This window comes from Lwoffella lincolnii, from assembly GCF_002014765.1.
In the GTDB taxonomy this organism is placed as follows: domain Bacteria; phylum Pseudomonadota; class Gammaproteobacteria; order Pseudomonadales; family Moraxellaceae; genus Psychrobacter; species Psychrobacter lincolnii.
In genome coordinates, this window is the sequence record NZ_MUYT01000004.1 from 155,838 (window position 1) to 176,466 (window position 20,629).

Here is a 20,629-nt window from a genome sequence, read left to right on the forward strand (position 1 = left end):
GAAAACGCATCAAAAAACTCATCTCCATATAAGCATTTTTTGCTAAACTTGTAAACCTAAAAAACCAAAACACCAAATTCACTGCATCATCACTGCGTCAGATTTTTTTACTGATGTTTTAAGGACGATAAGGATAACGCCCATGAGCACTCTTGCCATCATCACCACGTTATTTTTGCTGATGTTTTTTGCTTATCGTGGATATTCCGTCCTGATTTTAGCCCCCATCATGGCGATGTTGGCGGTGGTGCTATCAGGTGATTTTTTAAACACCATTCCTGCTTATACTGACGTGTTTATGAGTGCGTTGGGTGGCTTTTTGATTAAATTTTTTCCCATATTCTTATTGGGGGCAATCTTTGGTCGGCTGATGGCAGATTCAGGAGCGGCAGCTGCCATTGCTCGCACGGTGGTGGGCAAGTTGGGAGCAAATAAAGCCATTTTAGCGGTGATTTTGGTGTGTGCCATTTTAACGTATGGTGGGGTTTCCTTGTTTGTGGTCGCATTCGCCATTTATCCCATTGCCAAAGATTTGTTTAAAGTTGCTGATGTGCCAAAACGCCTTATCCCTGCTGCCATTGCTTTGGGGTCATTTACCTTTACCATGACCGCTCTGCCTGGTACGCCTGCCATTCAAAATGCCATTCCCATTCCTTATTACAACACCAATGTTTTTGCTGCCCCCATGCTTGGCATCATTGGTGGTATGATCATGTTCATCGGTGGTTGGCTATGGTTACAAAGCCGTGCCACAAAGGCAAATGCAGCAGGTGAAGGTTATGGCACACATGCTGATGATGACATCGTCATCAATGATGGCACAAATGATGGTACAAACGGTGTGTCCAATAAACACATGTCAATGATGATGGCAATGATACCGTTGATATTGGTCATTGGGGTCAATGCGTTGTTGACTTATGTGGTGTTCCCAGCCATGGATTTTAGTGGTCTACAAGCCGCTTTCCCAAATCTTGCGATTGCAGGGGCATTGGGTCTTTGGTCAATCATCATCTCGTTGATGATTGCTTGTTTGGTGTTGATTGTGATGCGGTTTGGCCATTGGAACAATCTACAAGGCTCAATCAATAAAGGCACGTATGATGCCATGTTACCCGTGTTTAATGTTGGCTCTGAAGTGGGTTATGGGGCGGTGATTGCCACTTTGGCAGGTTTTGCGATGATTCGAGACAATATTTTAAATTTAAGTCCCAATAACCCACTCATTTCTGAAGCGGTTGCCATGACCACGCTGGCAGGGATTACAGGGTCATCATCGGGTGGTTTGAGCATTGCCCTAAAGACGTTGGGAGAAGATTATTATCAAATGGCATTAAATGCTGGCATTGATCCAGAGCTGATGCACCGTGTGGCCGTTATGGCAGCAGGTGGTTTAGATACCCTACCGCATAGCGGGGCAGTCATCACGGTATTTGCCATTTGTGGGCTGACGCATAAGGAGTCTTATGTCAATTTGGCGATGGTAACCATGGTAATTCCCATTGTTGCCACCGTGGTGGTCATGATATTGGGAACGATGTTCGGCTCATTTTAGCCTGGCCCAGCATCAGCCTTGCCACATAATCCATTAACAAAATTCAGAAAATTACGTTATCATAGGGATAAGTCGTTATTCCTTTTTAAAATTCATCGTTTAACGCATCATTTAATTCATCGTTTAAAGCTCATAGGTGATTTGTGCAAACAACCCAAACCCAACACCCCTCTGTATCTTCAACTCGACAAATTTTAGTCACATCTGCCCTACCTTATGCCAATGGCCCTATCCATTTGGGGCATTTGGTGGAATATATCCAAACTGACATTTGGGTGCGTGCCATGAAAGCCCTAGGTCATAAGGTTACTTATGTCTGTGCTGATGATGCTCATGGCACAGCCATCATGTTAAAAGCCCAAGACAATGGCATCACCCCAGAAGAGCAAATCGCCAATGTCAAAGCATCTCACGAAGCTGATTTTGCCAAGTTTTTGATTCATTTTGACAACTACCACAGCACCCACAGTGAAGAAAATCGCCAATTTTCCGAACTGATTTATCGCCGTTTAAACCATGCTGGACACATCAGCACCAGCGACGTTGAGCAATTATATGACCCAGAAAAAGAGCTGTTTTTGGCAGACCGTTTTGTCAAAGGCACTTGCCCAGAATGCAACACCCAAGACCAATATGGTGATAACTGCGAAGTGTGTGGCAGCACCTATAACGCCACTGAACTTATCAACCCCCACTCTACCTTATCAGGGGCAACCCCTGTCTTAAAGACATCTAAGCATTACTTTTTTGATTTGCCAAATTTTGACGCCTTTTTAAAATCTTGGGTGCATGACAATGATCGCTTACAACCATCTGTGGTAAATAAGTTACAAGAATGGTTTGATGCAGGGCTTGCAAAATGGGACATCAGCCGTGATGCACCATATTTTGGTTTTAAAATTCCCGACACCCCCAAAGATGAAGATGATAAATACTTTTATGTGTGGCTGGACGCACCTGTCGGCTATATGGCAAGTTTTCAAGACCTATGCAATCGCCGTGAAGATTTAAACTTTGATGATTACTGGTTGCAAGAAAATGCCAATAAAACCGAAGTGTATCACTTCATCGGTAAAGACATTGTGTATTTTCATGCCTTATTTTGGCCTGCCATGCTGTCTGGCAGTGAATTTCGCACACCAACAGGGGTATTTGCTCACGGATTTTTGACCGTTAATGGGGCAAAAATGAGCAAGTCTCGTGGGACTTTTATCCAAGCTGAGACTTATACCAAACATCTGCACCCTGAATATTTGCGATATTATTTTGCCAGTAAATTGAGCGAACATGTTGAAGACATTAATTTAGACATGGACGACTTCATGCAAAAAGTCAACTCCGATTTGGTGGGCAAAGTGGTCAATATCGCCAGTCGCAGTGCAGGATTTTTGCTTAAAAATCATAACGGGGTGTTATCAGCCACCTGTACTGAACCTGCTTTACTCCAAGAAATTGACCTAATGGGTGAGCAAATCGCAGCTGCCTATGAAAACCGAAGTTTTGCTAAAGCCATGCGATTAATCATGCAATGTGCCGATAAAGCCAATGAATACATTGATGACAAAAAACCGTGGTTATTGGCAAAACAAGCCAACCGCCAGCAAGAAGTACAAGACATCTGTTCGATAGCCATCAACATATTCCATAAGCTTATCATCTATCTTGCCCCAGTCTTACCAGAATTGGCTGATAATGCCAAAGCATTTTTAAATGTGGCAGATTTAAACTTTGCCAGCCGTCATCAGTCATTACTTAATCACAAAATCAATCAATTCAAACCCTTAATGCAACGCATTGAAGACAGTCAAATTACCGCCATGATTAACGCATCTAAAGAGTCCATGCCAGCAAAAACAAACAGCAAAACCAACACCCCAACCACACAAAACCACCCCCACAATAACGCCCAAAATGATGCCAAACACATCAGCATTGATGACTTTGCCAAAGTAGAAATGAAAGTTGCTAAGGTATTGGCATGCCATTATGTGGACGGGGCGGATAAACTGTTGCAATTCACTTTAGACGTTGGCGAAGAACAGACCCGCAATGTGTTTAGTGGCATTCGTAAGTTTTACGAGCCTGAGCAGTTGCAGGATAAAAAGGTCATTTGCGTTACCAATCTTGCCCCACGCAAAATGAAGTTTGGGATATCTGAAGGCATGATATTATCAGCAGGCGACCCAAAAACTGCCTTGGTTGTCATCACTTTGCCAGATGATGCTCCCATTGGTTCAACGATTGCTTAAAAAAATGATTGCTTAAGACATGGCCATTTAACAACAGTAACAAATTATTAAAAAAAATTCTTGCCTTTTTATTTTTTTTTGTTATTATAGTGAGCCTTGATTGGCTGGATGGCAGAGTGGTCATGCAGCGGACTGCAACTCCGTGTACGCCGGTTCGATTCCGACTCCAGCCTCCATGCAATTGCCAATGATGAATACATTAAAAGTTTTGCCCGGGTGGTGAAATTGGTAGACACAAGGGATTTAAAATCCCTCGATAGCAATATCGTGCCGGTTCAAGTCCGGCTCCGGGTACCATATATCAAAAGCCTTAAAAACGTTGCGTTTTTAAGGCTTTTTTAGTGTATATTTTTTAGTGTATAAATGTTGCTGTCATCATGTGCTTGTCATCACAATAAGCCCATTATATTACTCTTTAGATAAAGACAGCACAAAATCCAATATTGTTGCTTGATTTTCATCGCTCTCCAAAATTAAAAATCCCCAAAAACTAAACACCCAAAAAACCAAACAAAATGGTAAAAAACAAGGCATTGTTAATGAAGCATGGTCAATTCAGCATGATTAATTGAGCGTACTTATGAATTGAGCATGCTTTTGGGCAGATTACCGTCAATTTTTTATGCTTTTAATTTTTTATGCTTTTAATACCGCATGCACAGGCATGGGGAACGAACCATGCAATTCTGTTAAGTCAAGCAATACCAACGCTGATACCACCTCATGCCCTGCTTGTTTACATAACTGATATGCGGTGTTTAGTGTGCCACCCGTTGCTAAGATGTCATCGACCAGCAACACCTTTGCAGGGGTTAAGTTATCTTGCATTTCAAGGGTGTCTTGTCCATATTCTAAAACGTAAGATTTATTGGCGACTGGTGGCGGCAGTTTACCCGGCTTTCTTAACAATATCATGCCCATGCCTAAGCGACCAGCCAATAAACTGGCAAACACAAAGCCTCTTGCTTCAATCGCTGCCAAATAATCAACTTCATCTAACAAACCATCAGGCAAAGCCATCAGCAACGCATCAATCACTTCGTTGATGTGTGTTTTTAACAAGGGGGTGATGTCATAAAAGTCAATGCCTTGTTTGGGAAAATCAGGCACGATACGTATGATGTTCCAAAAAAGATGACCGCCATCATCTTTACTGATGTTGTCCAAAACGACTGTGTTTGATTGTGATGACGATTGTGATTGTGGTGATTGTGGTGATTGTGGCGACATAATGATTCCTAATAAACACCATTTAAAATTAGACGCTATGATAAAGCATTTGAGCAAATTTGCAAAAACCAATCATTCACAGTAATTTTGTTAATTCAAGGGTTTGTGTTCATAGGTTTGTGTTCACAAAACTTGTTATGTGCATTCAGTAAGCTTATGCTAATATGCTCAGTTGATATGGACAAATTTTTGACAACATCAATATTCTTGCAACACAAAGGACAAGGTGGCTTTATGATACGAGTTTTTGATTTATTTAAAATTGGGGTTGGTCCTTCCAGCTCGCATACCGTCGGACCTATGGTTGCTGCCAATCAATTTTTACAACAGATACAAGCCAAAAACTTTTTAGATGACATCACCCACATATTCATTGATTTATATGGTTCATTGGCAGCGACTGGCAAAGGGCATGCCACCGATACCGCCATTTTGCTTGGATTGCTTGGGCATGAACCTAAAACCATTGATACGTTAAGAAAAGAAGAATACCTTGCTCCTGTGATGCGTGAACAAGTTTTATTGCTGGCAGGACAAAAAGCCATTCACTTTGACTACGAACAAGATTTACATTGGCATGATGATACGGTGATGCCCTATCACCCCAATGCCTTAACCATCACCGCCAAACTTGCCAATGGTGAGCAATATCAACAAACTTACTATTCAATCGGTGGTGGGTTTGTGCTAAATGCTGATGACATCTCCCACGCCAACGACACAGTCATCGAAGACAACGCCAACCAAGATCCGTATCCTTTTAGTACGGCTGAGACTTTACAACAGCTTTGTGAAACCCATCACATGAGCATCAGTGAGTTGGTCATGGCAAATGAGCTGCATTACCGTAACCGTGGCGAAATAGAATCTTATCTTGATGACATCTGGGCAGTGATGGAGCAATGTGTCAGAAATGGCTACCAAGATGAAGGTATCTTGCCAGGTGGGCTACAAATCAAACGCCGTGCCAAGGCCTTACACGATAAGCTACAGCAAGAAAAACAACAAAACCACAACCAAAACGACTCGCTTGTGGCGATGGATTGGGTGGATTTATACGCCATCGCTGCCAATGAAGAAAATGCCAATGGTGGCAAAGTGGTTACTGCCCCAACCAATGGGGCTGCTGGCATCATTCCAGCGGTGCTGCATTATTATCGTGATTTCATCGCAAGCTTTAGTCGTCAAGGGGTACATGACTTTTTGCTGACCGCCACCGCCATTGGTAGCTTGATAAAACAAAATGCGTCCATCTCTGGGGCGGAAGTGGGCTGTCAAGGGGAAGTGGGGTCAGCGTGTGCCATGGCAGCAGCAGGTCTCACTCAAGTGCTGGGGGGCGATGTTTCACAATGTCTGAATGCGGCTGAAATTGGCATTGAGCATAATTTGGGCTTAACCTGTGATCCCATAGATGGGCTGGTACAAGTACCTTGTATCGAACGCAACGCCATGGGGGCTATTAAATCCATCAATGCCGCTCGCTTGGCACTCAGAGGCAACGGTCAACACTTTGTGTCCCTAGATAAAGCCATTTTAACCATGAAGCAAACTGGGGCGGACATGAGTGATAAATATAAAGAAACCGCCAAGGGTGGGCTTGCCATCCATGCCAAAAGCCTTGCTAAAAACATCATTCCAACGGCAACAGTTGGGGTAACTGTGAATTATAGTGCGTGTTGATTTAATTAAAGTTAAAACCCAGTTAAAAACTCACCCAAAATCTGATATTAATTAATGCAAGAAGCCACCATGCCCAATACCATGCCCAACCACCAAAACACACCACCTAACCTGCCACCTTGCCTACCCCAAGGCATGAGCATTGACACATTTTTACACGAATATTGGCAAAAAAAACCCCTGCTTATCAAAGGTGGTCTGCCTGCTTTAATGGGCAAATATGAGCCAAATGACATCATAGAATTGGCTCAATGTGATGGGGTGAATGCTCGGCTTATCCGTCAATATCCCAAGCAAAATCCCAAGCAAGCACAGTCAGACAGCCCAAATACATCTGACAAGTTACGCTGTCAAGACCATCATTGGACGCTAGACACCAGTCCACTCACCGACCAGCATTTTGAACAATTACCAACGCTATGGACGCTACTTGTACAAAACATGGAACAATGGTCGTATGAGCTTGGTGAGATGTGGCAAGCGTTTGACTTCATTCCACAGTGGCAACGTGATGATATTATGGTTTCTTATGCCCCTGTTGGTGGCAGTGTTGGCAAGCATTTTGATGAATATGATGTGTTTTTAGCCCAAGGTTATGGCACACGGCGATGGCAGTTGGGTAAGATGTGCCAAGTTGATGATAAATTTATCCCCAACCAACCCATTCGTCTATTAACGGACATGGGAGAGATTATTTTTGACCAAATACTAGAAGCTGGTGATGTGCTGTATGTGCCACCCAAGCTATCACATTATGGCGTGGCAATGTCTGACAGTTTAACATTTTCATTTGGCTTTCGCCGACCCAACATGACGCAACTTTTAGACAACTTAGCCGATGTGGTAACGGATTTTGATGCACTTGATGCTTATCATGCCAGCCCATCATCATTGAATTTATCTTCACCTTTTATCATGCCACAATCAACCCAAGCCGTCGGTGAGCTAAGCCAAGACAGTATCCATGTTTTAAAAACCAACTTAATTGAGTGGCTAAAATCAGAACAAGGCAGTGCTGCGTTTACCCAAAGCATCGCTGAATTGGTCAGCCGTCGCCAATATGACCTGCTTGGCATGGAAAATGACATCTCAATAGATGAGCTGATAACCCTGCTACAACAAGGTCATCTGCTTAAGCCTGACCAAAACAGCCGTCTTATTTATGTGTGTCATGAGCATGATAACAGTGGCAGTCTTAATAGCAGTGGCAATCATAACAATCATGATGGCCACATCACCTTATACGCCAACGGACAAGCTCTAAGCGATTTAACCGACAGCGACATCAGACTGTTAAAACATCTTGCTGATGGCAAACCCCTAAGCTGGCAACAGTTAAAAGAGCTACCCACCAGCAAACTCAAGGAATGGTTAGATAATGGTTGGGTATGGGTGGATTAAAACATGTGGATTAAAACATCTTTAGATAGGTGTTTATTTATCTTCTTAACGCATTGACCACCACCACCAATGAGCTGACTGACATGCCAATGGCAGCCAACCAAGGCGGTACATAGCCCAATCCTGCAGGCAATAGTACCATCGTGTTGTAGCCAATTGCCCAAGTTAGGTTTTGTTTAATCTTGCGTTGTGTGCTGTCCGCCATCATTTTGGCAGCAACCAAAACTGCCAAATCCCCTTGCAATAACAAACTGTCGCTAGACACTTGAGCCAAATCTGCTGCCCCCACCATGGCGGTAGAAACGTCAGCCGCTGCCAACACAGGAGCATCATTGATGCCATCGCCTATCATCCACACCTTACCACCTTGCTTTTGAATGGCTTGTAGATGACTGACTTTATCGGTTGGGCTTAAGCCATGAGCAACCTTATCCATACCAAGCTCTTGAGCAATGCCCAATGCTTTATCATTGGGGTCTCCAGTCAACATCAGCACCTGTAATCCTAAACGTTGTAGCTTTTGTATGCTGTCTTTTGCCTGTGGTCGCAAGGTGTCATTAAAATCAAACCAAGCAAGTAACTGCCACTGATTGTCTATTTTTTGTGATAACATGACTTGATGATTGCCCATCAAGTCATTGGGATTAGCCAATTTGATGGCTTGAGCAAGATGATGGTCATCTGTATCATGTTTATCCAGCACAAAAGCAACATGACCAATGCGATACAAACCACCCTCAATCATCGCCTCAACCCCACCACCAGCATGGTGTTGCAGGTTGTCTGTCTTAGGCAGATGTTGTTGATGGGCGACGGTCAATAAAGCATGAGCAATGGGGTGGCGGCTGCCCACCTCCAATGCCGCCGCCATGCTCACCAAAGCCATTTTGTCCAAGCTTTGACGATGGGCAACATCGGTTAAGATGACGTTAATCAGATTGGGCTTACCCATGGTGAGTGTGCCAGTTTTATCAAAGGCCACATGGGTTACATTTGCTAAAGTCTCAAGCGTATGCCCCCGTGAATTCACAAAACCCAGTTGTGCCAAACGATTGGTTGCCACAGTCAAAGCGATGGGGGTAGCCAATGATAAGGCACAGGGACACGTTGCCACCAACACCGCCACCGTTGCCCATATTGCTTGAGCAGGGTCTATCCAATACCACACAAAAAACACCAACAGCGACAACACCAACACCCGAGACACAAACCACCTTGCCCATTGGTCTGCCTTTTGAGCAATTTGGGGTTTTTCGCTCATCGCTCGCATCATTAAACGGTCAATGATGCTGATTTGGCTGTTTTGTGGTAAAGCGGTTACCAACATTTTAAAAGGTTGGCTGTCATTTTGTGAGCCACCGATGATGTCATCACCTTGATGCTTATGAATTAAATCACTCTCACCTGTGAGCAAGCTTTGCGACACACTGGCATGATCACTTAATAACAGACCATCTGCGATGATTTGCATGCCAGCATCAATTTCAATCACATCACCAATTTGCAAGCTTTTATCTGTAACTTCAATCACTTCATCAGCAAAGACAGTGGTGATTTTGTTGCCAGCTGATGGTTTTGCCAAAATATTTTTAACCAAGCGGTCTGTCAATGCCCTGATTTGAGCATTTTGTTGAGTATTGTTTTGTTGAGTACTGTTTTGTTGAGTATTGTGCTGAGCATTTGACAACGCAAGTTGCTCTAAATAAGCACATGTCAGCTCATTTGCCTGCCCCAACCTTCTGACCACAATCGGTTCAATCACCACCAAATCATTGCTCATGTTAACAGCTTTTAGGCGAGCATTATGCTCAACCATACGACCTGCCAGCAAAAAGAACACAAACATACTCACTGAGTCATAATACGTCTGCCCTGTACCTGTTACCGTTGCATAAAAACTGGCAACAAACGTTACCACCAACGCAATACTGACAGGCACGTCCATGTTCACTTGCCTTAGCCGAAGCGCCGAATAAGCCGACTGATAAAATGGCAAACCCGCATAAAAGAACACTGGCACACTGACAAATAACGACACCCAACGTAAAAAATCCCGTTGCAACAACTGCATGCCACGATATTCACCAAAATACAACGCCACTGCAAACATCATCGCTTGCATTGCCCCCAAGGCAGCAATGCCAAGACGTATCATCATTGCTTTATTTTGCCGAGCCAACATCGCTTCGTGGGTGTCTTGGCGATAAGGTTTGGCATCATAGCCGATTTGATGAATGCGATGTAAAATATCACTGATGGCGATGGCCTCTTCATTCCACACCACCTGCATTCGTTGATTGGTCAAATTTACCTGACAGCGTTTTACCGCTGATAACTCTGCCAAACGACTTTCAATCAACCAGCCACAGGCTGCACACCTAAGCCCACTAACCGACAACTGTGCCACTGACAAACCATCTTCTTGATAAACAAACTGTGCCTTAACGTCGTCATGGTCATAAGCTTGCAAGCGAGACAACTCACTGGGCAAACTGGCGGTACGGCTGATTTCGCTGCGATCAAGATAATACTGCTCAAGCCCTGCTTCAACAATACTTTGAGCAGCCAACTGACACCCCAAACAACACATTAACCGATTTTCACCCAACACATGGGCGATAAACGGTGGTGTTGGCAGAGGCTCACCACAGTGAAAGCAATGCCCATCATCAGGCAATATCAAGCCTTGCAATTTCACTGGGTCATGTTGGCTTAAGGCCGTTTGGCTGGTTTGGACGGTGCTATTTATGGTACGATTCACGGTGCAATTCACAATGACATGACGATTGGGGTTAAAATTGGGGTTAAAATTCTTAGAATTAACATTAAAAGACTGGGCTTAAAAAAACTGAAACATAATGGACACATCAAATCAATAAAAACAGGGGTGATAAAAACGATTGTTGAGCAACTGCTGATTAAATTTGTCAATAAAATCAACAGGGTAATACAAACCACAACAAACCACATTGAAATAAAAGCCAAATTGCGTCATCATAACACCGAAAAACCCACAGCCCAAAACCATGACATTAAAACCATGACATTAAAACCACCAAAATTCAAATCAAAACCGCTCATACACTCTTCATACCCAAAACGCCCATACCCACACTTACCACAACAACAGCAGGGCATGGTCATTGGATTTTTGCTGTTGATTGGCATGATTGTGTTGATGGTGCTGTTTGTATTTTACATGATTACCCTTGACCGTACCATCACTGCTAAATTTGAAGGCAAACGTTGGAATATTCCAGCTAAGGTGTATTCTAAGCCCTTAGAATTATATCAAGGGGCAACGGTTGCTGATGACGTGATTGACCAATGGCTTGAGTTGCTGAATTATCAAAGCAACACCAACCATCAACGCACAGGCACCTATCATAAAGATAAAAATACCTATGTCATTCACACTCGTGGATTTAGCTACAGTGGCAGTGACCAAGACCAACCACAAATCATCAAATTGCGTATCAATGGCAATAAGATTGACAACATTCAAAGCACCCTACCCAATAAATCAGGCATCATACGCCTTGAACCTGTCAATATCGGTGGCATCTATCCTGACAACAACGAAGACCGAGTGGTGATAAAATTACAAGACGTGCCACAACCCTTAATTGATGCACTTATCAGTACCGAAGACCGCAGTTTTTATCAGCACAAGGGTGTGTCTTTGCGTGGCATTGCCCGAGCCGTGGTCAATAACTTTTCTGGACAGTCGATGCAAGGTGGCTCAACCATCACCCAACAGTTGATAAAAAATTTCTATCTCAACTCAGAACGCACCTTAAGCCGTAAAGCCACCGAGGCGTTAATGGCGGTGTTGTTAGAAGTTCATTATGACAAAAATGAGATTCTACAAACCTATCTCAATGAAATTAATTTAGGGCAAAATGGTAACCGCTCAATCAATGGCTTTGGCTTGGCATCGCAGTTTTATTTTAATCAACCGTTAAATGAAATCCGAGTTGACCAGTACGCCCTACTGGTTGGTTTGGCAAAAGGACCGAGCCACTACAACCCAAGACGCAACCCAGAGATTGCCTTAAAGCGTCGCAACGTGGTGCTAAATAACATGCTAATCACAGGCAAACTGTCACAAGTTGATTATGAAAAAGCAATTAACCAACCACTCGATGTGGTCGATAAGCCAAGTGTGGGCAAAAGTCAGTTTCCTGATTTTTTAGACATTGTTAAACGTGAGTTAAATAGCGTCTATCATACCAAAGATTTAAAAAACGAAGGTTTACGCATCATCTCAACCTTAGACCCCATTGCCCAAACGGCAGCAGACACAGCGGTCAGCAAACAGCTAAAAACCTTAAGAAAATCTTCAAAAAAAACCAAAGAATTACAAGGGGCATTGGTCAGTGCCAACCCACAAACAGGTGAAGTGGTTGCTGTTGTGGGCAGTGGCAGTGAATTTACAGGCTTTAATCGTGCGGTTGATGCCAATCGTCAAGTTGGCTCATTGCTAAAACCTGTCATCTATATGACCGCTCTACAAAGTGGCAAATACAATCTGGCAAGTTCAGTAGACGACTCACCCATCTCCATCAAACTTGGCAATGGCGATACTTGGACACCAAAAAACCATGGCGGTGTAAGCCACGGACAGGTGGCTTTTACCAGTGCTTTGGCAAATTCATACAATCAAGCTGCCGTGCGATTGGGCATGGAATTTGGTATCGATACTTATCTTAAACAGCTACAACGCTTAGGCATTAAAAAACAGATGCCTGACTACCCATCTACGCTATTGGGGTCAGTAACCTTAAGCCCCATGGACATGCTTGGCGTGTATCAAGTGTTTGCCTCTGGTGGTTTTCAAACACCGCTACACAGCATTCGCTCAGTAACCGATGCACAAGGGCGCATTCTACAACGCAACACCCTAAAAACCAGACCAAGCATTCCTCAAGATGTCAGCTTTTTAACCAATTATGCCTTACAGCAAGTGGTCAAAGATGGCACAGCCAAAGCGGTCAATAAGCTTGGCAAAAACCTAAATTTAGCAGGCAAAACAGGCACAACCAACGACCATCGTGATGCGTGGTTTGCAGGATATAGTGGCAACTATGTTACTGTGGTGTGGGTTGGACGGGACGATAACCAACCCATTGGGTTAAGTGGCAGTTCTGGCGCGTTGCCATTATGGACAGATTACATGGGTAGACTCAAACTAACCCCTGTCAACTTACCACAACCTGACAACATCGAATGGGTTTGGCTAGAAAATAACGACGGCTCTTTATCTAACGAAAAATGTGCCAACGCTCGCTACTTGCCCGCTTTAAGCAAATACATTCCCACAACCGCCAGCGAATGTGCCGTCAATCTATACCAAGAAGAACAACTGCAACAGCAATGGTTACAAGAACAGCAAGATGAAGCAAGGCAAGAGCAGCAAGCAGGTAATGATGAAAACAATGATGTCATTGATAATGAAAACGCACCAATCAACGATGACCCAAAGACCAATACCTCATCAGCAACGGATACTTGGTACGACAAGGCGTTAGAATGGTTTTAGTCCAACTTTATCAAAAGTTGTCAAAATTTATCAAAATAAAAACAGAGCATCAGCCCAACCATGCCCATTTTTTAAGCTTTTTTATACATTTTTTTATATTTCTTTTTCATATATTTCATATTTTTTTTCATATAAGGACATCTCATGCCTTGGCAACAACTCAACTTTCAATGCCCAAAATCTGACACCGACATTGCCGAAGCATTACTCATGCAAGCAGGGGCATTGTCTATTTTACTCAATGACGCAGGCGATCAGCCTTTGTTTGAGCCATTACCAGGTGACTCCCCCTTGTGGGACAACGTCATCATTTCAGGTATTTTTGCCATTCCCACCGATGATTTAACCAATCCTACTGATTTTGAAGATTTGGCCCAAAAAATCGCAAGCCATCTGACCGCCAGCAGAGTTTGGGTGGACTTACTGGCAGATAAAGACTGGGAGCGTGAATGGATGAGCCAGTTTGAGCCCATTCATTGCTGTGAAGGGCTATGGATAGTCCCTGAATGGCTTACCCCCCCAGACCCTACCGCCATCAACATCATGATGGACCCTGGTTTGGCATTTGGCACAGGCTATCATGCCACCACCCGACTTTGTCTTGATTGGCTCAACCAACAACCGCTACATAACAAAGTGGTGATTGACTATGGTTGTGGCTCTGGCATCTTAGGCATCACCGCTTTGATGATGGGGGCAAAACATGTTTATGCGGTGGATATTGACCCACAAGCAGTACTGGCAACCCAACAAAACGCCAAGCGTAATCATGTTGATGGGCGTATCAGTGCCTTTTTACCACAACAATTTGTTACATTTTGTGAAAATAACACTGACTTTAAGGGTGATTTGATAACCGCCAATATCCTTGCCAAACCATTAATCGAATTAAGTGGTTATTTTGCCAACCTGCTCAGCGACAAAGGACAGGTGGTCTTATCTGGCTTGTTATATGAACAAGTTGAGCAAATTCAGACCGCTTATGCTCCATATTTTTATTTAGATGATGCTTACCGCTTCGATAATGAGGAAGATAAACATTGGGCAAGGGTGTCTGGTCAGATAATTGTTTAACATACTAGAAACATTGCTTAACATCTGTTAGGATATTTGCTATATTCGCTTGATATTTTATGGCGAATGGTCATTTTCTTAATAGGCATTTGTTGGGAAACTGTATTCATATGACTCAAGACGCACAAAAACACAGCCCCATTAATACTGACATTACCAATGCTGACATTGCCGCCACGACAAAGACGACAAAATCAGCGTCATCATCTTCTGGCAACAACCATGACATGATGATATCTGATGACATGATATCCGATGACATGGAAATGCCATACGACAGCGAAGAAGACAGCTTTGGTGATTTAGAAGACATGGACGCATGGCTTGAACAACAAAAACGACAGCTACAGCCCAAAGAACCCAAAGAAGATACTCCCAACATCAACACACAAACAGAAAAAAAACAAAAAGTTGTCCGCTTTGCCAGTGAAGACAAACCCAATGATTTATTTAACCATGGCAATGGTACAAACTCTGATGGCACTGATGATTGGCTACAGGCCTTGTTATCTGATGACAACCACCAACAAAAACACCCACACATTGCACCAGATGCCGACGACTTATCCAACCTGATGGCAGAATACGGTGTAGATACCGAATACGAACAAGCCCTGAATAATGATGATGTGCTTGATAAAATCAACGAACGCCTTGCTTCTAACCCAAAAGCTCAACCCACCATGGGCAAACCTCTGCTAACGCAGTTGATATGGGGGGTTGGTTGTCTGTTGTTAATTGCCCTTATGTGGGTACAATATCTGATATTCAATGTCGATAGGCTAATGACCAATCCAGATTACGCCAATAAAATTCAAGGGCTATGCTCAGCGTTATCATGCAGTTTACCCAGCACAGATTTAAGCCAGCTCAATATTCAAAGTGGTTTTCGACCCAGTAGCGTCAACACCACCGCTCAACACAGCGATGTGTTAATTGGTCTAGAAAACCAAGCCAATAACGAGTTGATTTATCCCAATGTGAAAGTATCCTTGTCAAACGGTGAGCAACTGCTTGGACAGTTTATTGCCACACCGCAAGATTATCTCACCATCGCACAAAAACGCATGGGCGCTAAGCAGAGTAAAGTCATCATGTTTACCGTACCTATCCCTGCAAGTGGTGTCGGTGAGGTACAAGTTGAGCCATTTTATTAACACACTATTTTTTGTTAACACACGCTTATTGGCACATTTAAAGTTGTATGTAAAGCAGTTATATTTAAAGCAGTTGTATTCAAAACAATCATATTTAAAGTAGTTATGGACATGTCAGACTCTATCAGCACTGCCTTATTTAACCAACACACCACCAGCACACCGCCCATTGTTCAGGCCACCACACTGGCAAGCTTTACCGAACAGCGGTTACAGGATTATTTTTTACAACTTGATGGCAACAAGCCCAGCCAACTTTATGAGATGGTCATTCAACAAGTTGAGCAACCACTCATCAAAGTGGTGTTACAACAAACTCATAATAACCAAAGCGAAGCTGCTAAAATTCTTGGCATCAGTCGTGGCACATTAAGAAAAAAAATGGCGTTGTTTGGCATGTTATGAACATGATACCATGGGGCTTGGTTTTAACTTTAGTTTTCATTTTAACTTTAATTTTTTTATCTCGGTTTTTTTATTTTACCGCCACTTGGCGGTTATTTTATCCTCCGTTGCCGTAAACCTGCGACTTCAGGCGGTGGATATAAGGCAATTGTTAAATGTGATAAGTTTTGCTATACTCATCTCACTATATTCAATGTCTTACATTCCACAGTTAAGTTAAGACTAAATTGCGAGTACGCAGTAACTTAAAACTGGTAAGACGTTTCCAAACACACACTTAAGCTAATTCGTGTCTATGACAATCCTAACGGTAGGATTAGCTTAAAATAAGAACCTAAGATGTACGGTGTGTCGTACGGGCGGTTGCCACTATCTTAGGCTTGCGGTCGGGCTTGACCGTCTTGCAGAAGGAATCCCCGAACAATAGGGAGGGGAGGAAGTCAATCACTCCAATAAAGGGCAATTAACGGTATGACCCAACCCATCGCATTGTTATCCGTGTCTGACAAAACAGGCATTGTTGAATTTGCCAAGCAGTTGCAACAACTTGGCTTTCGCATTTTATCCACTGGTGGCACACAAAAACTGTTAACACAAAACGACATCAAGGTTACCGAAGTCTCTGAACACACAGGTTTTGCTGAAATGATGGACGGACGGTTAAAAACCTTACACCCCATCATTCACGGTGGCATCTTAGGCAGGCGTGGCATTGATGATGCGGTGATGTCTCAGCATGGCATTGATGCCATTGATTTGGTGGTGGTGAATTTATATCCCTTTGCCCAAACCATTGCCAATCCCAATGTGAGCATGAGCGATGCCATCGAAAACATCGACATTGGTGGCCCTACCATGGTCAGAGCGGCCGCTAAAAATCATCAGTCAGTCGCCATCATCACTAACCCCAACGATTATGACAACGTCATCAATCAGCTCAAAAACAAGGGTTTAGATGAAGCCTTTCGTTATCAATTAGCGGTTAAAGCTTTTGAACACACCGCCCATTATGATGGCATGATTGCCAGCTTTTTGGGCAGTCGCTCACACGATGGTCATGATAAAAAACCCTTTGCCAACACGTTAAACCTGCAATTTCTCAAGGCACAAGACCTACGCTATGGCGAAAATCCCCACCAACAAGCCGCCTTTTATGTTGAGCATGAAGCCAATGAAGCTTGTATCGCCACCGCCAAACAATGGCAAGGTAAAGAGTTGTCTTATAACAACATCGCCGATACCGATGCCGCTTTAGAATGTGTCAAGTCATTCACACAATCCGCTTGCGTGATTGTCAAACACGCCAATCCTTGTGGCGTTGCGGTCAATGTTGACCAACTTCGTGCGTATCAGACGGCTTTTGCCACTGACCCAGAGTCAAGTTTTGGTGGCATCATCGCTTTTAATCGCCCACTGACCAAAGTAACCGCCCAAGCCATCATTGACAATCAGTTTGTGGAAGTCATCATCGCCCCAAGCTTAGAAGACGGTGTGTTAGACATCACCGCCAGTAAAAAAAACGTGCGAATTCTCACCTGTGGTGCTTTACCAATTCCACACGAACGCTTGGCTTTACTGGATTATAAACGGGTAACAGGGGGGCTTTTGGTACAAGAGCAAGACCTTGATAACATCAGCATCAATCAGTTGCAAGTGGTAAGTAAAGTCAAGCCAACTGACGCTCAATTACAAGATTTGCTGTTTGGCTGGAAAGTCTGTCAATATGTCAAATCCAATGCCATCATCTATGCCAAAGACTTACGCACCATTGGCATTGGGGCAGGACAAATGAGTCGAGTAAATGCCGCCCGCATTGCCAGCATCAAAGCAGAACACGCCAATCTAACCACCAAGCAAGCAGTCATGGCATCAGATGCGTTTTTCCCGTTCAGAGATGGCATTGACAATGCGGCAGCAGTGGGCATCACAGCAGTCATTCAACCAGGTGGTTCAATACGTGATGATGATGTGATTGCAGCGGCTGATGAACATGGCATGGCAATGGTGTTTACAGGGGTGCGTCATTTTCGCCACTAATACCATCTACCATCAACCAAACCCATTAACCCATCTTAAAAAGTCAAAGGACAGCAAATTGCTGTCCTTTTTTTTAACCATTTTTTAGCGATGTCCACATCAAACTGTTCATTAGACTTAGACGGCTTATTAGACGGTTAATGCACCAGTTGCTGCAACGCATTATCATGATAGGTAATCTTGTGGTTTAAACGCAGATATTCCAAATAATCCTGCATTTGGTCTTGCCCAACGTTATCACGGACATTCATCGCCACAGCTTGCGTTTCCTCTTCACCCAGTTGACTGACATTGGTTTGTTGCATGGGAGCTAATGCCATCACACTGGCTCCTGTGTCCGTCATGGTTGCCACGCCCATGACATCGTTTGTCTGTTCTTGATTTGCCTGCCCTTGTGCTTGCCCAATGTTTGATTTACCTTGAGAAAATGCCAACTGCTTTTCATGAACGTTTAACAATGGGGTTTGTCTGGTAACATCACCCAATGCCATTAACCCCATATTTGCCAAATCTGTTGAAGATTGATTGATGCGGGCAGCAAGTTGTTTGGCATCTGCCAATGCCAGCTCACTGGCTTTTTGTTGCGTCAACGTTTGTCTGATAAGCGGGGTTGCCTGTGCTAAGGTTAATGGCTTGACAGGTTGATGATTGCTTGATTGTACCCACACCACGCCATCAGAAAGCTCAATGCTGGTCGATACCGACTGGTCTTGTAGGGCAAATTCATCAAAGGCCGTCTTTATCACCACAGGTTGTGCCAATGCTGTTTGGTTATCTTCTTTGGGATAGTTTTTGATGTGATTGACCTTGATATTCAGCTGTTTGCCAATGTCATTGATGCCATAGCCATCGGCAGACAGCTGATTAATTTGGATTAACGCATCATCATAAGCCATTTTGGCTTTATAAGTTTTGGCTTGTTGTTCAAGTTTGGGATGAAGTTCCTGAAAACTTGGCATATTTGGTTGATTGTCTGAGGTAATGACAAACAAATGATAACCAAATTGAGTCTGTACTGGCTCACTGACCTCGCCCACTGCCAGCCCATCAAGGACTTTAGCCACTTTATCACCATCATCAGCAAACAACGCACGGCTGAAATTCCCAATCGCACCGCCATCTGCTCCTGATGGGTCATCTGATGCGGTTTTTGCCAATTTAGCAAAGTCTTCTCCTGCATCGATTCGTTGTTTCAGCTGATTGGCTCGTGCTTGTGCATCTTTACCAGTCAGTAGGATTTGGCTTAAATGACGCTGTCTATTGGCATCATATTCTTGCTGATACCGCTCATATTGTTGCTCAATGTCTGCCTTGGTAACCTGCACATTGGCATAATCTTGTGGGGTGATTTTAATATAGCTTAAATCTACGGTCTCCACGCTATTGATGTCATTATGATGTTGTTGATAATAATCTTGAATGTGTGAATCTAAAACACGCACCTTGTCTTGATAATCCTGCCAAGCAAAGCGTTTTAACCAAACTTCACGACTCTCCATCTGTAAGCCAATCAGACGCTGTACCGCACTGATGGGATAAATGGCAGTATTGACAATGCCTCTATTTAGCTGATCCAATACGATTTGTTGGCGATATTGAGCAAACAGCTGATTTTTGTTCATGTGTTGCGAACGTAAAAAATTTTCAAATAATTGGTTAGAAAAATTGCCATCTGCATCTAAAAAGTTGGGGTTTTGTTGTAGCAATCGAGTGATGGTGGCATCAGACACGCCCAAGCCCAATTTGTTCACTTGTTGCTCTAGCATGGCTCTGTCCACTAAGCTTTTAAGCACTTGACTTTGTAGCACATCTTCATGGATAAGACCAGAATCCACACCGCTGTCTAAGATGGTTTGTCGCTGTCTTGTCATCATTGCCTGCAATTCAGAGCTGGTAATGCTTTTATCACCGACTCTGACAACTTCATTGGGGTCAACTGAGCCATGAATATAAGACTCAATGCCCAACAATGCCATGGGTGATAGCACCAATATCAATATGATACGACCCGGCCAGCTTTTTAAAAAATCTCTTAATTTATCCATATGCCTAACTGCTTAGCTCTCTTACTTGGTTTTTTACTTGGTTTTTAATTGGTTCTTTCATTTAAAACGACATCAAACAGACAATAACATCACATTATACCTTGAAATGACTAAGCAAGAAATGCCTTTAATATCATCTTTCATATCATAAACAAGCAATGTCATAAAGTCTGCTCATTTGGACATCATCATTTAACCCACGTTTCACCTGCATTTAACCCATTGTTTTAACGTTAACCCATGGTTCACCTTAT

Annotated in this window: 12 protein-coding genes and 2 tRNA genes; 11 read left to right on the forward strand and 3 right to left on the reverse strand. The window is 43.3% G+C overall.

From position 1 onward, the window contains the following. Window positions 1-142: 142 nt before the first annotated feature. The 4 genes from B0682_RS02945 (at window position 143) to B0682_RS02960 (ending at window position 4,101) form a co-directional block, all read left to right on the forward strand. A complete protein-coding gene (locus tag B0682_RS02945) occupies window positions 143-1,555 on the forward strand; it encodes a GntP family permease (protein ID WP_078306592.1) in 1,413 nt (470 codons plus the stop codon). A gap of 143 nt (window positions 1,556-1,698) precedes the next feature. Beyond that, window positions 1,699-3,804 (forward strand): methionine--tRNA ligase, encoded by a 2,106-nt coding sequence (gene metG / locus B0682_RS02950; protein ID WP_078306593.1) that lies wholly within the window; start codon window positions 1,699-1,701, stop codon window positions 3,802-3,804. Between the two features lie 102 nt (window positions 3,805-3,906). Next, a tRNA-Cys gene (locus B0682_RS02955) sits at window positions 3,907-3,980 on the forward strand. A 34-nt stretch (window positions 3,981-4,014) separates the two neighbouring features. Beyond that, window positions 4,015-4,101, forward strand: a tRNA-Leu gene (locus B0682_RS02960). A gap of 339 nt (window positions 4,102-4,440) precedes the next feature. Here the strand turns inward: B0682_RS02960 and B0682_RS02965 are convergent. Continuing rightward, the gene (locus B0682_RS02965) at window positions 4,441-5,034 is read right to left on the reverse strand and encodes an adenine phosphoribosyltransferase (protein ID WP_078306594.1); all 594 of its coding nucleotides are present in this window, start codon (window positions 5,032-5,034) and stop codon (window positions 4,441-4,443) included. Window positions 5,035-5,268: 234 nt separating this feature from the next. Here B0682_RS02965 and B0682_RS02970 point away from each other — a divergent pair, with 234 nt between their 5' ends. Then, window positions 5,269-6,714 (forward strand): L-serine ammonia-lyase, encoded by a 1,446-nt coding sequence (locus B0682_RS02970; RefSeq protein WP_078307000.1) that lies wholly within the window; start codon window positions 5,269-5,271, stop codon window positions 6,712-6,714. A gap of 69 nt (window positions 6,715-6,783) precedes the next feature. Further along, the gene (locus tag B0682_RS02975) at window positions 6,784-8,115 is read left to right on the forward strand and encodes a JmjC domain-containing protein (protein WP_240494832.1); all 1,332 of its coding nucleotides are present in this window, start codon (window positions 6,784-6,786) and stop codon (window positions 8,113-8,115) included. A gap of 37 nt (window positions 8,116-8,152) precedes the next feature. On the opposite strand, the gene B0682_RS02980 is transcribed toward B0682_RS02975, so the two are convergent. Continuing rightward, the gene (locus tag B0682_RS02980; RefSeq protein WP_240494862.1) at window positions 8,153-10,813 is read right to left on the reverse strand and encodes a heavy metal translocating P-type ATPase; all 2,661 of its coding nucleotides are present in this window, start codon (window positions 10,811-10,813) and stop codon (window positions 8,153-8,155) included. 342 nt (window positions 10,814-11,155) lie between these two features. On the opposite strand from B0682_RS02980, the gene mrcB reads away from it, so the two are divergent. The 5 genes from mrcB to purH all read left to right on the forward strand — a co-directional run bounded on the left by mrcB (window position 11,156) and on the right by purH (window position 18,330). After that, the gene (mrcB, locus tag B0682_RS02985) at window positions 11,156-13,657 is read left to right on the forward strand and encodes a penicillin-binding protein 1B (protein ID WP_078307003.1); all 2,502 of its coding nucleotides are present in this window, start codon (window positions 11,156-11,158) and stop codon (window positions 13,655-13,657) included. A 144-nt stretch (window positions 13,658-13,801) separates the two neighbouring features. Beyond that, complete coding sequence (gene prmA / locus B0682_RS02990) at window positions 13,802-14,731, forward strand: 50S ribosomal protein L11 methyltransferase (RefSeq protein WP_078306596.1); 930 nt, start codon at window positions 13,802-13,804, stop codon at window positions 14,729-14,731. A 110-nt stretch (window positions 14,732-14,841) separates the two neighbouring features. After that, entirely contained in the window at window positions 14,842-15,888 is a 1,047-nt protein-coding gene (locus B0682_RS02995; RefSeq protein WP_158077847.1) for a DUF3426 domain-containing protein, read from the forward strand. 111 nt (window positions 15,889-15,999) lie between these two features. Then, window positions 16,000-16,293: a helix-turn-helix domain-containing protein gene (locus tag B0682_RS03000; RefSeq protein ID WP_078307004.1), complete on the forward strand. Its 294-nt coding sequence runs from the start codon at window positions 16,000-16,002 to the stop codon at window positions 16,291-16,293. A 471-nt stretch (window positions 16,294-16,764) separates the two neighbouring features. Then, window positions 16,765-18,330: a bifunctional phosphoribosylaminoimidazolecarboxamide formyltransferase/IMP cyclohydrolase gene (gene purH, locus B0682_RS03005; RefSeq protein WP_078306598.1), complete on the forward strand. Its 1,566-nt coding sequence runs from the start codon at window positions 16,765-16,767 to the stop codon at window positions 18,328-18,330. A gap of 137 nt (window positions 18,331-18,467) precedes the next feature. Here the strand turns inward: purH and B0682_RS03010 are convergent, their stop codons facing one another. Continuing rightward, entirely contained in the window at window positions 18,468-20,375 is a 1,908-nt protein-coding gene (locus B0682_RS03010; RefSeq protein WP_078306599.1) for a SurA N-terminal domain-containing protein, read from the reverse strand. Window positions 20,376-20,629: the final 254 nt, after the last annotated feature.

Bases quoted from the DNA above. Each gene is read 5' to 3' on its own strand.
- B0682_RS03000 (WP_078307004.1), top strand. From the start codon at position 16,000: ATGTCAGACTCTATCAGCACTGCCTTATTTAACCAACACACCACCAGC.
- B0682_RS03010 (WP_078306599.1), bottom strand. From the start codon at position 20,375: ATGGATAAATTAAGAGATTTTTTAAAAAGCTGGCCGGGTCGTATCATA.
- B0682_RS02995 (WP_158077847.1), top strand. From the start codon at position 14,842: ATGACTCAAGACGCACAAAAACACAGCCCCATTAATACTGACATTACC.
- prmA (WP_078306596.1), top strand. From the start codon at position 13,802: ATGCCTTGGCAACAACTCAACTTTCAATGCCCAAAATCTGACACCGAC.
- B0682_RS02965 (WP_078306594.1), bottom strand. From the start codon at position 5,034: ATGTCGCCACAATCACCACAATCACCACAATCACAATCGTCATCACAA.
- B0682_RS02970 (WP_078307000.1), top strand. From the start codon at position 5,269: ATGATACGAGTTTTTGATTTATTTAAAATTGGGGTTGGTCCTTCCAGC.
- B0682_RS02945 (WP_078306592.1), top strand. From the start codon at position 143: ATGAGCACTCTTGCCATCATCACCACGTTATTTTTGCTGATGTTTTTT.
- purH (WP_078306598.1), top strand. From the start codon at position 16,765: ATGACCCAACCCATCGCATTGTTATCCGTGTCTGACAAAACAGGCATT.
- B0682_RS02975 (WP_240494832.1), top strand. From the start codon at position 6,784: ATGCCCAATACCATGCCCAACCACCAAAACACACCACCTAACCTGCCA.
- mrcB (WP_078307003.1), top strand. From the start codon at position 11,156: ATGACATTAAAACCACCAAAATTCAAATCAAAACCGCTCATACACTCT.